This window comes from Bradyrhizobium sp. UBA2491, from assembly GCF_002341725.1.
GTDB lineage: Bacteria > Pseudomonadota > Alphaproteobacteria > Rhizobiales > Xanthobacteraceae > Bradyrhizobium.
The window spans coordinates 204-14414 of sequence record NZ_DDOP01000054.1; the positions used below are offsets into that span (position 1 = coordinate 204).

The 14211-nt window shown below is 65.5% G+C and carries 13 protein-coding genes and 1 pseudogene; 12 read left to right on the forward strand and 2 right to left on the reverse strand.

What is annotated here, in order from left to right; all coding sequences use genetic code 11:
• From B2W55_RS17700 to B2W55_RS17735, 8 genes are all read left to right on the forward strand, one after another.
• A partial coding sequence (locus tag B2W55_RS17700) for a radical SAM protein (RefSeq protein WP_291532261.1) occupies positions 1–692 on the forward strand: 692 nt, incomplete at its 5' end.
• Positions 693–697: 5 nt separating this feature from the next.
• Positions 698–1768, forward strand: a complete 1071-nt coding sequence (locus tag B2W55_RS17705) for a PhoH family protein (RefSeq protein ID WP_080890898.1) — start codon at positions 698–700, stop codon at positions 1766–1768.
• 68 nt (positions 1769–1836) lie between these two features.
• Positions 1837–2334 carry an rRNA maturation RNase YbeY gene (gene ybeY / locus B2W55_RS17710; RefSeq protein ID WP_024584592.1) on the forward strand — a complete coding sequence of 166 codons (498 nt, stop codon included), beginning with the start codon at positions 1837–1839 and terminating at the stop codon, positions 2332–2334.
• Between the two features lies 1 nt (position 2335).
• Complete coding sequence (locus B2W55_RS17715; RefSeq protein WP_024584593.1) at positions 2336–3448, forward strand: hemolysin family protein; 1113 nt, start codon at positions 2336–2338, stop codon at positions 3446–3448.
• Positions 3445–5058 carry an apolipoprotein N-acyltransferase gene (lnt, locus tag B2W55_RS17720; RefSeq protein ID WP_024584594.1) on the forward strand — a complete coding sequence of 538 codons (1614 nt, stop codon included), beginning with the start codon at positions 3445–3447 and terminating at the stop codon, positions 5056–5058. Before B2W55_RS17715 ends, lnt begins: the two co-directional genes overlap by 4 nt.
• Positions 5059–5319: 261 nt before the next feature.
• Positions 5320–5736, forward strand: a complete 417-nt coding sequence (locus tag B2W55_RS17725; RefSeq protein ID WP_024584595.1) for a helix-turn-helix domain-containing protein — start codon at positions 5320–5322, stop codon at positions 5734–5736.
• 207 nt (positions 5737–5943) lie between these two features.
• Positions 5944–7071, forward strand: coding sequence for a M20 family metallopeptidase (locus B2W55_RS17730; protein ID WP_024584596.1), 1128 nt, complete (start codon positions 5944–5946; stop codon positions 7069–7071).
• Positions 7068–7808 carry a tRNA (guanine(46)-N(7))-methyltransferase TrmB gene (locus B2W55_RS17735; protein WP_024584597.1) on the forward strand — a complete coding sequence of 247 codons (741 nt, stop codon included), beginning with the start codon at positions 7068–7070 and terminating at the stop codon, positions 7806–7808. Before B2W55_RS17730 ends, B2W55_RS17735 begins: the two co-directional genes overlap by 4 nt.
• Positions 7809–7923: 115 nt before the next feature.
• Here the strand turns inward: B2W55_RS17735 and B2W55_RS17740 are convergent, their stop codons facing one another.
• Positions 7924–8766, reverse strand: a complete 843-nt coding sequence (locus B2W55_RS17740; protein WP_024584598.1) for a phytanoyl-CoA dioxygenase family protein — start codon at positions 8764–8766, stop codon at positions 7924–7926.
• A 203-nt stretch (positions 8767–8969) separates the two neighbouring features.
• Entirely contained in the window at positions 8970–10040 is a 1071-nt protein-coding gene (locus tag B2W55_RS17745; RefSeq protein ID WP_024584599.1) for a DUF2336 domain-containing protein, read from the reverse strand.
• Positions 10041–10387: 347 nt separating this feature from the next.
• Here B2W55_RS17745 and rimP point away from each other — a divergent pair, with 347 nt between their 5' ends.
• The 4 genes and pseudogenes from rimP to B2W55_RS17765 all read left to right on the forward strand — a co-directional run.
• Entirely contained in the window at positions 10388–11164 is a 777-nt protein-coding gene (rimP, locus tag B2W55_RS17750; protein ID WP_024584600.1) for a ribosome maturation factor RimP, read from the forward strand.
• Positions 11165–11167: 3 nt separating this feature from the next.
• Positions 11168–12784: a transcription termination factor NusA gene (gene nusA / locus B2W55_RS17755; protein WP_024584601.1), complete on the forward strand. Its 1617-nt coding sequence runs from the start codon at positions 11168–11170 to the stop codon at positions 12782–12784.
• A 15-nt stretch (positions 12785–12799) separates the two neighbouring features.
• On the forward strand, positions 12800–13486 hold the full coding sequence (locus B2W55_RS17760; RefSeq protein ID WP_024584602.1) for an RNA-binding protein: 687 nt from the start codon (positions 12800–12802) through the stop codon (positions 13484–13486).
• A 109-nt stretch (positions 13487–13595) separates the two neighbouring features.
• A pseudogene (locus tag B2W55_RS17765) lies at positions 13596–14144 on the forward strand (translation initiation factor IF-2 associated domain-containing protein); the annotation flags it as partial.
• Between the last annotated feature and the right edge of the window lie 67 nt (positions 14145–14211).

The following is a 14211-nucleotide window of genomic DNA, read 5'->3' on the forward strand; positions in this document are numbered from 1 at the left end:
GGCTCGCGGAGATTCCCGGCGTGATGCGGCTGCGCTATTCGACCAGCCATCCGCGCGACGTCGACGACGACCTGATCGCGGCGCATCGCGATTTGCCCGAGCTGATGCCGTTCGTGCACCTGCCGGTGCAATCGGGATCGGACCGGATTCTCGCCGCCATGAACCGCAAGCATACCGCCGATGACTACCGGCGGGTCATCGACCGGTTTCGCGCTGCGCGGCAAGACATTGCTTTTTCATCGGATTTTATCGTGGGCTTTCCCGGGGAGACGAGCGAAGAATTTTCCGCCACTCTCGCGCTTGTCACGCAAATCGGGTACGCTGCGGCGTATTCGTTCAAATATTCGCCACGGCCAGGCACGCCGGCGGCGGAGATGCGGGAGACGGTGTCAGCGGCAGAGATGGACGAGCGCTTGGGGCGGCTTCAGGAACTGATCGACAGCCAGCAATCGGCCTTCAACCGGGCTGCGATCGGCACGACGGTGGAAGTGCTGTTCGAGCGCGCCGCGCGCAATCCCGGCCAGATCGTCGGCCGCACCGCCTATCTTCAGCCAGCGCATGTCATGGCTTCGCCCGACATCATCGGCCAGGTCCGCTCCGTGCGGATCGACAGCCTCGAACGCTACAGCCTGATCGGCGAGCTGGCGACGCCGGCAGCGCCCGGCCTCATTTCGCAGACCATTGGAGCCTGAAATCCTTGCCCAAAAGCGCATCGGATTCGCCTTCGCTCGCTCCCAGCCGCAAACCAGACCGCGACATGCAAATGCCACCTGAGACCCGGCCTCCTGAAACTCAGGTCGTCATCGATTTCGACGACAACCGCGCCGCATCCGCGCTGGTCGGCCCCTACGGACAGAATCTGGCGCTGATCGAGCGGCGGCTCGGCGTCGTGGTCGATTCGCGCGGCAATCATCTCACCATCGCGGGCTCCCGCGACGGCTGCGACGCCGCGCGGCGCGTGCTCGAGACGCTCTATGCGCAGGCCGTCGAAGGCCACGATCTCGATCAGGGCGAAGTCGAAGGCGCGATCCGCGCCGTGATCGCGCAAGGCTCGCTGTTCGAGTTCGACAACAAGACCGCGAAGCCGACCTTCGAGACCATCAACCTGCGCAAGCGTCCGGTGCGCGCCCGCACCGCGGCGCAGGATTCCTACATCCGCGCGCTGAAGCGGCACGAGCTGGTGTTCGGCATCGGCCCGGCCGGCACCGGCAAGACCTGGCTTGCGGTCGCCCATGCGGCGCAGCTGTTCGAGCGCAAGGAAGTCGATCGCATCATCCTGACGCGGCCGGCGGTCGAGGCCGGCGAGCGGCTCGGCTTCCTGCCCGGCGACCTCAAGGAGAAAGTCGATCCGTATCTGCGCCCGATCTACGATGCGCTGTACGATCTGATGGATGCCCGGGTCGTCGAGCGCGCGCTGCAAGGCAACGAGATCGAGATCGCGCCGCTCGCCTTCATGCGCGGCCGTACCCTGACCAATGCGGCCATCATCCTCGACGAGGCACAGAACACCACGTCGATGCAGATGAAGATGTTCCTGACGCGTCTCGGCGAGAACAGCCGGATGATCGTCACCGGCGATCCCTCGCAGGTCGACCTGCCGCACGGCCAGGCCTCGGGCCTCGCTGAAGCCGTCAAGCTGCTCGACGGCGTCGAGGGCATCGCGCAGGTGCACTTCAAGGCCGAGGACGTCATCCGCCATGAGCTGGTGGCGCGCATCGTGGCCGCCTATGAGGGATTGCCGCAAAAGCCGGCAAAGGCCAGATCTTGAGCCCAATAGCTTCGGCCGCGAGCCCGCGCGATGCGGGTTCCGGCCATAACGCAGATTTTGAAACGAAGGTGTCAGCTTTTCCTGCAACCGAGGTTCTCGTCACCGCCGAATGCTGGCAGGCCGAGCCCAATGCCGACGCGGTGATTCATCGCGCCATCGAGGCTGCCGCCGAAATCGCCGACGCCGATGTCGCCGGCGCCGAGCTTGCGGTGATGCTGACCGACGACGCCGGCATCCGCACCCTCAACGCCAATTGGCGCAGCATCGACAAGCCGACCAACGTGCTGTCGTTTCCGGCGCTGCAACCGGAAGGCCCCGGCGGACTCGACGATGCCCCGCGCATGCTCGGCGACATCGCGATCGCCTACGAGACGACGCGGCGGGAGGCCGATGACGAACAGAAACCGTTCGACCATCATTTGAGCCATCTTGCGGTGCACGGCTTCCTGCATCTGATCGGCTATGACCACGAGAATGACGACGATGCCGAGGACATGGAAAACCTCGAGCGCGAGATCCTGTCCTCCCTCGGCATTCCCGACCCCTATGCGGATCGGATCGCCTGACATGCCGGATTCCGAACCGACCCATGACAACCCGCGCAACGTGAGCAACCTGCCTGCCGTGGTGCATGACGGCGAGGTGCAGCGCCCGGCGGCCGAGGGCTGGCTGGTGCGCGCGATCCGCACATTGTTCGGCTGGAAGGCCGGCTCGGTGCGCGACGATTTGCAGGTGGTGCTCGACGCCTCGACGCCCGACGACGTCGGCTTCTCGGCGATCGAACGCACCATGCTGCGCAACATCCTGTCGCTCAACGAGCGGCGGATCGCCGACGTCATGATTCACCGCGCCGACATCGTCGCGGTCAAGCGCGACATTCCGCTCGGCGAATTGATGAGCCTGTTCGAGAGCGCGGCGCATTCGCGGCTCGTCGTCTACAACGAAACCCTCGACGATCCCGAGGGCATGGTGCACATCCGCGACCTGCTCGCCTTCATGACCGCGAAGGCGCGCGTCACCGACGCGACCAAGACCAAGCGCAAGAAGCCTTTTCCCGCCGGCCTCGACCTGCGCAGCGTCGATCTCGCGCTGCCGCTGGCGGACGCCAACATCATCCGCAAGCTGCTCTACATCCCGCCGTCGATGCGCGCGATCGACCTGTTGGCGCAGATGCAGGCCTCGCGCATCCATCTCGCGCTGGTGGTCGACGAATATGGCGGCACCGACGGGCTGGTGTCGATCGAGGATATCGTCGAGCAGATCGTCGGCGAGATCGACGACGAGCATGATTCCGACGAACCGCCGTCGATCGTTCGGCAGGCGGACAACTCCTTTCTCGCCGACGCCCGCGCCAGCCTCGACGATGTCCGTTCGGTGATCGGCGATGATTTCGTGATCGGCGACGCCGGCGAGGAGGTCGAGACGCTGGGCGGCTACCTCGTGTCGTTCGTCGGCCGCCTGCCGGTGCGCGGCGAGGTGATTTCGGGCCCCGGGAATTACGAGGTTGAGGTGCTCGACGCCGATCCGCGGCGGGTCAAGCGCGTGCGGATCACCGCGCGCAAGGAGCGCCCGGCGCCGCGCAAGGAACGCGAACGGCGCCGTGAGCAGACGCCGGACTCCGGCAACCCGCAGGCCAATGACAATTCACCGCCGCCCGGCGAAGGAGCCGGTCCGCAGTGAAGCTCTCCGACAAGCTCCGATCGATCGGCCTTGCCGTCATCCTGACCTGGGGATGGAAGCGCGCGGTGCTCGCGCTCGCGGCCGGCGCATTGTCTTCGCTGGCGATGGCGCCGTTCAACGCCTGGCCGGTGCTGTTCCTCACCTTCTCCATCGCGGTCTGGCTGATCGACGGCGCTGCGGCCGGGCGCTGGCGCGGCGTGCCCGCGGCGGCGATGTCCGGCTTCTGGTTCGGCCTCGGCTATTTCGTGCCGGGACTGTACTGGATCGGCTACGCCTTCTTCGTCGATGCCGACACCTTCGCCTGGCTGACGCCGTTCGCGGTGCTCGGCCTGCCCGCCTATCTCGCATTGTTCACTGCCTTCGGCTTCGCGCTGGCGCGGCTGATCTGGCCGCGCGACGCCTCGCGCGTGCTGGCGCTTGCGGTCAGCCTCACGATTTCAGAATGGCTGCGCGGCCATCTCTTGAGCGGTTTCCCGTGGAACGCGTTCGGCTACGCGCTGACCGAACCGCTGGCGTTGGCACAAACTGCATCGCTGATCGGGCTATGGGGCATGACGTTCTTGGCGGTTGCGATCTTCGCAAGCCCGGCCGTGCTGATCGACGGCGCATCGCGCGGCCGCAAGCCATGGCGCGCACCGGTGACCGCGGTGCTGGTTCTGGCGGCGATGCTGGCGTTTGGCGCGGTCCGCCTGTCGCAGGCGCCGACCAGGATGGTCGATGGCGTCAAGCTGCGCATCATGCAGCCCGATCTGCAACAGGACGCCAAGTTCAACTACTCCGCCAAGGCGGCGGTGATGCAGAAATATCTCACATTGTCGGATCGGGCCTCGGGACCGCACTCCACCGGTGTGAGCGACTCAACCATCCTGATCTGGCCGGAATCCGCGTTTCCGTTCTTCCTGACGCGCGAAGCCGATGCGATGGCGCAGATCGCCGCGCTGCTGCCGAAAGGAACCGTGCTGATCACCGGCTCGGTGCGCGCGCCCGATCTGCCGCCCAATGTGCGCGTCACGCGCGCCTATAATTCCATCTACGTGATCGACCATGACGGCAGCGTGCTCGCGGTCTACGACAAGCTGCACCTTGTCCCATTTGGAGAATATCTGCCGTTCCAGGACTGGATGGAGAAGCTCGGCTTCGTGCAGCTCACCAAGGTGCAGGGCGGCTTCATTCCCGGCACGATCCGCCGCACGCTCGATATTCCGAATGCACCGCGCGCATTGCCCTTGATCTGCTATGAGGCGATCTTTCCCGGCAATGTGGTGAGCCGCGACGACCGTCCCGGCTGGATCATCAACGTCACCAATGACGGCTGGTTCGGAATCTCGACCGGCCCCTATCAGCATCTGCAACAGGCCCGGCTGCGCTCGATCGAAGAAGGCCTGCCGCTGGTGCGCGCCGCAAATACGGGCGTCTCGGCGGTCATCGACCCGCTCGGGCGAATCGTCGCACGACTCGGACTCGGAATCGAGGGCGTGCTCGATGCCGGCCTGCCGGCAGCGCTGCCGCCGACGATCTACGCGCGTGTCGGGAACATCCCCGCCGCTGTAATTGTGTTAGTTGCCCTCGCAATCGTATTGCGGAGACGTTTTGTCAGGCGAAAAGCCTGATCCTGTATATCGCCGGTTGTCGCCGAACCCGAAAAAACGTCGAAATTCGCCTCAGTGCGATTCCACCAGTTGACAGATCGACCGTGCGCTTCGCATTGTACGGCTCCACGCGAAATCACAAGTCCCGTCAGCCCCTTTGCGCAAATTGTCCGCATTTCGTCCCGATCCTCCTTGCAGGATTTGACGGCACCGGCGCCTGAGGCATACTCCACTTCCAACTTGCCTCAGCCACGGGCGCGCAATCCCTTAGGAGAGTTGGAGATGTCCACCAAAGCGCCCAATCCTGTTGACAAATATGTCGGCAGCCGCGTCCGTATGCGACGCATCATGCTCGGCATGAGCCAGGAAAAACTGGGCGAGGCGTTAGGCCTGACGTTCCAGCAAGTGCAGAAATACGAGAAGGGCACCAACCGTGTCGGCGCCAGCCGGCTACAGCAGATCTCCGAGATCCTGCAGGTGCCGGTGTCCTTCCTGTTCGACGGTGGCCCAAGCGGCGTCAAAACCGCCGACGGCTTCAGCGAGGGCTCCTCGCCGACCTACGTCTCCGATTTTCTGGCAACTGCCGAAGGCCTGGCCCTGACCCGCGCCTTCACACGCATCGCGGACGCCAAACTCCGCCGCAGCATCGTCGAACTGGTCGAGCAGATCGCGGCACGCGAGGCCTCCGAACAGGCGTGATCGCGCGCCATATCCGTTTGAGAGATCGTCAAATCTGGAATATGCCATTCCGGCACAGGCTGGAGCGCGACCAGTTGAGGCTGATGCCTTGCCGCGCTTTAGCGCCTTGTTTGCGCATGATCTTTCCGCGAAACCGCAGCGTGCGTTTCCGGATGATGATCTGGTGCGTGCGCTGAGTGATAAAACAAATCCACAGGCGGCAACAACATGATGTCCAGCAACCCGTTTGAAACTGCGGCGATCCTCGACGGCATTCGCCGCTGGGTCGAGATCGAGTCTCCGACGGAGCGGCCGGATCAGGTCAACAAACTGGCCGATCTCGTCGCCGCCGAGTATCGCGACCTGCCGGCGACGGTGGAGCGAATCGCTGGACGCGACGGCTGCGGCGATCATCTCGTCGCCCGCTCGTCCTGGGGGCAGGCCGCGCCGGGCATCCTGGTGCTGAGCCATCTCGATACAGTTCATCCGATGGGATTCATCGAACGGTTACCATTCAGGATCGAAGGCGACAGCGCGTTCGGCCCGGGCATCTACGACATGAAGGGCGGCGCCTATCTCGCCTATCATGCGTTCCGGCAGATCTGCGCCGATGACGCGCGGCCGCCGCTCGGCATCACCCAGATGTATGTTTCGGACGAGGAGATCGGCAGCCCGACTTCGCGCGCGCTGATCGAGGCCGAAGGTCGCAAGGCGAAATACGTGCTGGTGACCGAGCCCGCGCGCGACGGCGGCAAGATCGTCACCGGCCGCAAGGGCGTTGCGCGCTTCGACGTCCACATCAAGGGCGCGCCCGCACATGCCGGCACGCGACCCGAAGACGGTCGCAGCGCGATCCGGGAACTCGGCAACGTGATCCAGACCCTGGAGGGAATGAACGACCTCAAGCGCGGCGTCACCGTCAATGTCGGCGTGGTCCGCGGCGGCACCAAGCCGAATGTGATCGCCGAAGAGGCCTATGCGGAAGTCGACATGCGCGTGCCGACCATGGCCGACGCCGACGAGCTGGTGCCGAAGATCCTCGGCATCACCTCGCGCACCGACGGCGTCACCGTGAAAGTCACGGGCGAATTGAACCGGCCGCCCTATGAGAAGGGCAACGCCGGCGCCGCGCTCTACGAACACGCCAAGGAGCTTGCCGCCGAGCTCGGCTTCGAGCTGCTGGACGTGTTCACCGGTGGTGGCTCCGACGGCAATTTCACCGCGCCGCATACCGCGACCCTCGACGGCCTCGGCGTCGATGGCAAGGGTGCGCACACCCACTACGAGCAGCTCTACATCTCGTCGATCGAGCCGCGCGCGCGACTGCTCCACCGCCTCTATCAAACGCTGCGATGATATCCGCTCCAGCCGACACCGATGATCGCGACGCACCTGATGATGGCGCGACGGCCCATTCACGCGGTTCGTTCTTCGGGCGGCGCAAGGGCCACAAGCTGCGCCCGCATCAGGCCGACCTGATCGACACCCTGCTGCCGCATCTTTCGGTCGACATCTCGATGCCCGCGCCGGAGGCGTTGACCGAATTGTTTGACGACGGCATCGAAAACGTCAGGCTCGAAATCGGCTTCGGTGGCGGCGAGCATTTGATCGCGGAAGCGCAGGCCTTTCCGGCGACGGGCTTCATCGGCTGCGAGCCTTATGTCAACGGGATGGCGAAGATCCTGACCCAGATCGAGGCGCAGAATATCGGCAACATCCGCCTGTTCGCAGGCGACGCGGCCGAGCTCTTGGCCTGGGCGCCGGCCCGCTCGCTGACGCGCATCGACCTGATCCATCCCGATCCCTGGCCGAAGCGGCGACACTGGAAGCGTCGCTTCGTGCAGGACGCGACGGTCGCGGCGATGACGCGATTGCTGCCGCCGGGCGGCGAATTCCGCTTCGTCAGCGACATCGACGATTACTGCGCCTGGACGCTGGCGCATCTGATGCGCTCGCCCGACTTCGCCTGGCTCGCCGAGCGCGCGATCGACTGGCGCGAGCCATGGCCGAACTACACCATGACGCGCTACGGCGCCAAGGCCGAGCGCGAAGGGCGCAAGGCGGCGTATCTGAGGTTCAAGCGCTTGCCCTGACGTCGTCATTCCGGGGCGTGCGAAGCACGAGCCCGGAAACCATCAGGCCACATGCGTCGAAGGAGAAATGGATTCCGGGGCTCCCGCTCCGCGAGCCCCGGAATGACGAAAGCTGCTATCCCTGCCCCGCCATCCGCGCCTTGCGGACGTCGGTCGCCTCCCACACCATGCGCTTGCCGCGCTCGCGACCGAGCAGCTCGATCGGATCGTGATTGTCGATGTGGCCGAACTGGCCCTTGTAGACGCTGTAGCCGCACAATTCCTGTAGGCGGCGCGGGAAGCGCGCCGCGGTCTCGCGTGGAATGCCGAGTTGCAGGTTCTCCTGCTGCCGCATCCAGCCCCAGCAATAGGCGCAGGAGAAGGCAAAGCGTCTGGCATCGCTGGTGTTGGCGCCACCGCCATGCCACAGCGCGCTGTCGAACAACATCACGCTGCCGGCCGGCATGGTCGCGGTGACGGCCTGATACTCCTTGCCATATTCCGGCGACGAATCGAATTTGTGGCTCGCCGGTATGATCCGCGTCGCGCCATTGTCGGCGCGGAAATCGGACAGCGCCCAGATCGCGTTGATCGTGATCGGGATGTGCGGCCGCGGCAGCGGTATCAACTGGGTGTCTTCGTGGATCGGCTGCGCCTCCTGGCCGGGGCCGAGCACCAGCGAGCAGAACGACGACAGCAGGCATTCCCGATCCAGCACGCGTTCGACCACCGGCAGCACGTTGTCGTGCAGCGGAACTTCCCAGAACAGATCGTCATAAGTCAGCAGATTGTTGATGCGCAGCGTCTTGAAGCCCTCGAACGACGTCCGGGCAAGGCCGAGATCGTGCTCGCGCTCGATCCGCTCGACTGCCGCCTTCAGTCCCTCGACCAGTTCGGGCGAGGCGGCGCGCTCGATCACGGTGTATCCGTCGTCGCGGATCCGCGCGGCGTGCGATTGGATGTCGGCGTCCGTCAGCATGGCGATCTCTCCCTTGGCGCTGTGTCGCGCCTTGCGGAAAGCATAGCGGGCCGATTTGAGTTTGGCAGGTCTTTTTACATCTCCGTCACCCTGAGGAGCGCGGAACGCGCGTCTCGAAGGGTCGACGGCCACCGGCCGGGCCGTGCATCCTTCGAGACGCGCTACGCGCTGCTCAGGATGACGGAATGATTAGCCTCCGCCGACTATCGCGACTTCCAGAAATCCACGACGCGTTGCGCGGTCGACGGCATCAGGCGGACGAAGTTGACGCGCGCGCCTTCGATATCGGCCGGCGACGGCACGCGGTTGGGCCCGAGCCGCATCATGATCAAGGCACGCACGGTCGGCCATTCGAAACCGATCGTCTTGCTGGCGATCAGGATCGGATCGTAACGATCGCCGGCGATCAGGCGATCGAGCGTGACGATCTTCACACCGGTCATCGCGGCAAGTGCCGCCACCGATTCCTCGTATTTGAACGCCTTGGCGAAGCCGAGCACCGCTGCCTCGTTCAGCTCGCCGGCGCGATGCAGCGCCAGGATCGCGCGCTGCGCGGCGGCGAAGTCGCGGCCCTCGACTTGCGCGATGACGCCTTCGATCTCGTTCATCGCCAGCTTGATCTCGGCCTGCCGGTCCGGCTTGGCGACGTCGAACAGGCGGCGGCGGATCACGTCGATCGAGCCGGCCAACAGGCTCTTCAGATGCTCCGGCGGCAGATCGTCGCGGCGGCCGATCTTCAAGGTCAGCACGCCGTCCTGGCTGGCGCGCCGCACCAGATTTGCAAACGAATCGTCCGAGAACGCGGCACCGGCATTGCCGGCCGCACATCGAACCACATCGCGATCACCGCGACGAACGATGACGTCGGTCAGCGCGGTCGAGAGCCTTGATCGCTCGGCCATCGCAAGCAAATGGCCCTGGCCCTTGGCATTGGCGATCTCGACCAGCACCTGGTCGTCGATGACGGGCGATCGGCGCAGCAGCGGTCCCGCGATCGCGACATCGTCCTCGCGGGCGAGTTTCCCCACCAGATGCCGCGGCGCGTTGGCGAGCGGCGCCAGCCGTTCGGCGAGATCGATCCGTGCATCGAGCTCGGCATGCGGCACCAGGCTGGTCAGCACCCCGTCGAACAGGTCGATATGGTCGGGGCGAAAGCTCGCGGCACCCTGCAGGAACAACTCGCCGAGCCGACGCGCGGCGTCGGCCCGGCGCTTGGGGTCGCCGCTGCGAACAATATCGTCGAGTTCCGGGATCAGCACGGGGGCTGTCGTCATGAGCCTGTCCAAACCGGCCACTTCTGCCGATTTTCGACAATCTATGGTCCGGTTCGTAAACGGAGGGTTAGGTCAAAGCTGCGCATCGGGAGCCGCAAAATCGCCCTGCGCACGGCCTGGAGGCCTTGCCGGACCCCGGCAAAAGGGCTATATCCAGCGCAACTTATGGTATCTCATACGATCGCGTAGGAGAGTGGGCCCCCCGGGACCCGCTCTTTTTTATTACCTGACGAAACCCGGCAGGGCCGGGTCCAGTTTGGGTAGCGTTAGCGGCCCCTTAAGGCCTCCAGAACAACACAACAGACCTCAGACCAGCTTTAGACCTCAGACAGCCTTTGACACTGGATATGACCGATCCGACCGCCACGTCCGTGGACACCGAACTGCTCGCCGAGCCGCGGCTCGTCGTCGAGCCAGGGGTCGCGGCGCGCGTGGCCGCGGTCGCAGTCCCGGTGCTGCAGGGCATGGGCTACCGCCTGGTGCGCATCAAGGTCTCGGGCGACGCCGGCTGCACCGTGCAGATCATGGCGGAACGGCCCGACGGCTCGATGCAGCTCGAGGATTGCGAGGCGATCTCGCGCGCGCTGTCGCCGGTGCTGGATGTCGCCGATCCGATCGAGCGCGCCTACCGGCTGGAGATTTCCTCGCCCGGCATCGACCGCCCGCTGGTGCGCCGCTCCGACTTCGAGCGCTACACCGGGCATCTGGTCAAGGTCGAGATGGCGGTGGCGCATCAGGGCCGCAAGCGGTTCCGCGGCCTGCTCGCCGGCGTCGAGGGCGATACGGTGCGCCTCAGGCGCGACGATCCGCGCCCGACCGAGGACGCCGAGGTCCTGCTGGTGATGGAAGACATTTCGGACGCCCGGCTGGTGCTGACCGACGAATTGATCGAGGAATCGATGCGCCGCGGCAAGGCCGCCGAGCGCGAGATGCGCCGCGAGCTCGGCCTCGCGCCGCAGCAGCCGGCCCACGCCAGGAACAGCGATCCGGCGAAGAGTCAGAAGCCGAAACCCAAACCCGATCACAAGCTCGGCGCGAAGCCGGCGCCGACCAACACCAAGAAGCACCGCCTGGCCGCCGAGCGCGCGCGCCGTGGCGAGATCGATCCATTCGAAGGAGACTAAGCCATGGCAGTCAGCGCCAACAAACTCGAACTGCTGCAGATCGCAGACGCAGTTGCGCGCGAAAAGTCGATCGACCGCTCCATCGTGATCGCGGCGATGGAAGACGCCATCGCCAAGGCCGCCCGCGCCCGCTATGGCAGCGAGACCGACGTCCATGCCGAGATCGACGCCAAGAAGGGCGAGCTGCGGCTGACCCGCCACATGCTGGTGGTCGATGTCGTCGAGAACTCCTCCAACCAGATTTCGCTGTTCGACGCGCAGCGCGCCAATCCGGGCGCCCAGGTCGGCGACACCATCGCCGATACGCTGCCGCCGCTGGAATATGGCCGTATCGCCGCGCAGTCCGCCAAGCAGGTCATCGTGCAGAAGGTGCGCGAGGCCGAGCGTGACCGGCAGTACCAGGAATTCAAGGACCGCATCGGCGACATCGTCAACGGCATCGTCAAGCGCGTCGAATATGGCAGCGTGATCGTCGACCTCGGCCGCGGCGAGGCCATCGTGCGCCGCGACGAGATGCTGCCGCGCGAGGTGTTCCGCAACGGCGACCGTGTCCGCGCCTATATTTTCGACGTCCGCCGCGAGACCCGCGGCCCGCAGATCTTCCTGTCCCGCACCCATCCGCAGTTCATGGCGAAGCTGTTCGCGCAGGAAGTGCCCGAGATCTACGACGGCATCGTCGAGATCAAGGCGGTCGCCCGCGATCCGGGCTCGCGCGCCAAGATCGGCGTGATCTCGCGCGATTCCTCGGTCGACCCGGTCGGCGCCTGCGTCGGCATGCGCGGCTCGCGCGTGCAGGCCGTGGTCAACGAGCTGCAGGGCGAGAAGATCGACATCATCCCGTGGTCGCCCGACATCGCGACCTTCGTCGTCAACGCACTGGCGCCGGCTGAAGTCGCCAAGGTCGTGATCGACGAAGACCGCGAGCGCATCGAGGTCGTGGTCCCCGACACCAACAACCAGCTCTCGCTGGCGATCGGCCGCCGCGGCCAGAACGTCCGCCTCGCCTCGCAGCTCACCGGCTGGGACATCGACATCCTGACCGAGCAGGAAGAGTCCGAGCGGCGGCAGGCCGATTTCGAGAACTCGACCCGGGTGTTCATGGAAGCGCTCAATGTCGACGAAGTGGTCGGCCAGCTGCTCGCCTCGGAAGGATTCACCTCGGTCGAGGAACTTGCGATGGTCGACGTCAAGGAGCTCGCCGGCATCGAGGGCTTCGACGAGGAGACCGCCACCGAGTTGCAGACCCGCGCGCGCGAGTATCTGGAGCAACTGGAAGCCGAACTGGAGGCCAAGCGCAAGGAACTCGGGGTCGAGGACGCCATGAAGGACGTCCCCGGCATCACCGGCAAGATGCTGGTGAAGCTCGGCGAAAACGACGTGAAGACCGTCGAAGACCTCGCCGGCTGCGCCACCGACGATCTGGTCGGCTGGACCGAGCGCAAGGAAGGCAGCGAGCCGACCAAGCATGCCGGGTTCCTCGACGGCATCGAGATCTCGCGCGACGAGGCCGAGGCGATGATCATGCAGGCCCGCCTCAAGGCCGGCTGGATCACCGAGGCCGACCTCGCCAAGCCTGCCGAGGAGGCCGACGCCGCCGAAGCAGAAACAGCGGCGTCGTAAGGAGATGGCGCACGGATGCTCGCTCAGGCTGACCCCGATCTCGACGATGGGCCGCGGACGCAGAAGTCCGCGACCACGCGGATGTGCGCGGTCAGCCGCGAGGTGCGTCCGATCGACGAGCTGATCCGGTTCGTCGTCTCGCCCACCGGCGAGGTGATCCCGGATCTCAAGCGCAAGCTGCCCGGCCGCGGGCTATGGATTTCGGCGTCGCGGCGGAGTGTTGCGGAAGCCGTCCGTCGTCACCAATTTAGCAAGGGATTCAAGCGCGACGTCCGCGTCGCGCCGACCCTTCCCACCGATACCGATGCACTCCTGGTGCGCAGCCTCACCGAGGCCCTGGCGATGGCCGCCAAGGCCGGCCAGGTGGTCGCGGGCTTCGGCAAGGTCGAGGACGCACTCAACCGGAACGAAACTGCAGCCCTGATCCACGCTTCCGACGGCGCTGCGGACGGAATCCGCAAATTGGACGCGATCCTCCGGCAAAGGGGCGAAAAACGTGGTGAATCGCCGGTAATCGCCGTCGTCAATGTTTTGACGTCGGAAGAATTGGATTTGGCACTTGGGCGGTCAAATGTGATACATGCTGCGCTGCTCGCGGGCCCAGCGAGCAAGACGTTCCTGTCGCGCTGCCAGATGCTGGTCCGATACCGGATGGCCGACGACGACAAGACCGCCGAAGCGGCCAGAAATTCCAGAGCGTGATCCGGGAAGGCGGACGCCGTCTTTCCGACCGGATCATGCTCAGCAGAAGAACGACGCATTGAAGGATTTGTGCGGCAAACGCACAGCGAAACGAGATTAGGACTGCTGAATGGTTGATACCAAGACCCCTGGCGACAAAACTCTGAGTGTCCCGAGCAAGACGTTGTCGCTGAAGCCGCGCGTCGAGACGGGCACCGTGCGCCAGAGCTTCAGCCACGGCCGGACCAAGCAGGTCGTGGTCGAGAAACGGGGCAAGCGCCGCATCGGCGGCGATGGCCCGGGCGAGACGCATGCGCCGGAACCCGTGGTTGCAAAGCCCGCGCCGCCCGCGCCCCGGCCGCCGATGGGCCGCCCCTCCGGGCCGCCTGCCGGCCAGCAGCAGCGCAACACCCGCTCCGGCGTGGTGCTGCCGACCCTGACCGAAGACGAGCGTTCCGCGCGGGCCAGCGCGCTCGCCGATGCGCGGCAGCGCGATATCGAGGAGCGCCGCCAGGCCGAAGAGGAAGCCAAGCGCCGTGCCGTCCGCGAAGCTGCCGAGAAGGCCGAGCGCGAGGCCGCCGAGGTCCGCCGCAAGGCTGAGGACGAGCGACACCGCCACGAGGAAGAGGCCAAGCGGAAGGCCGAGGTCGAGGCCAAGCGCCGCTTCGGCGAAGGCGAGGCCAAGCCCGACGGCGAGGCGACATCGTGAACCGCTTTGCCGAACTGCTCGACCGGCTCGCCTACGA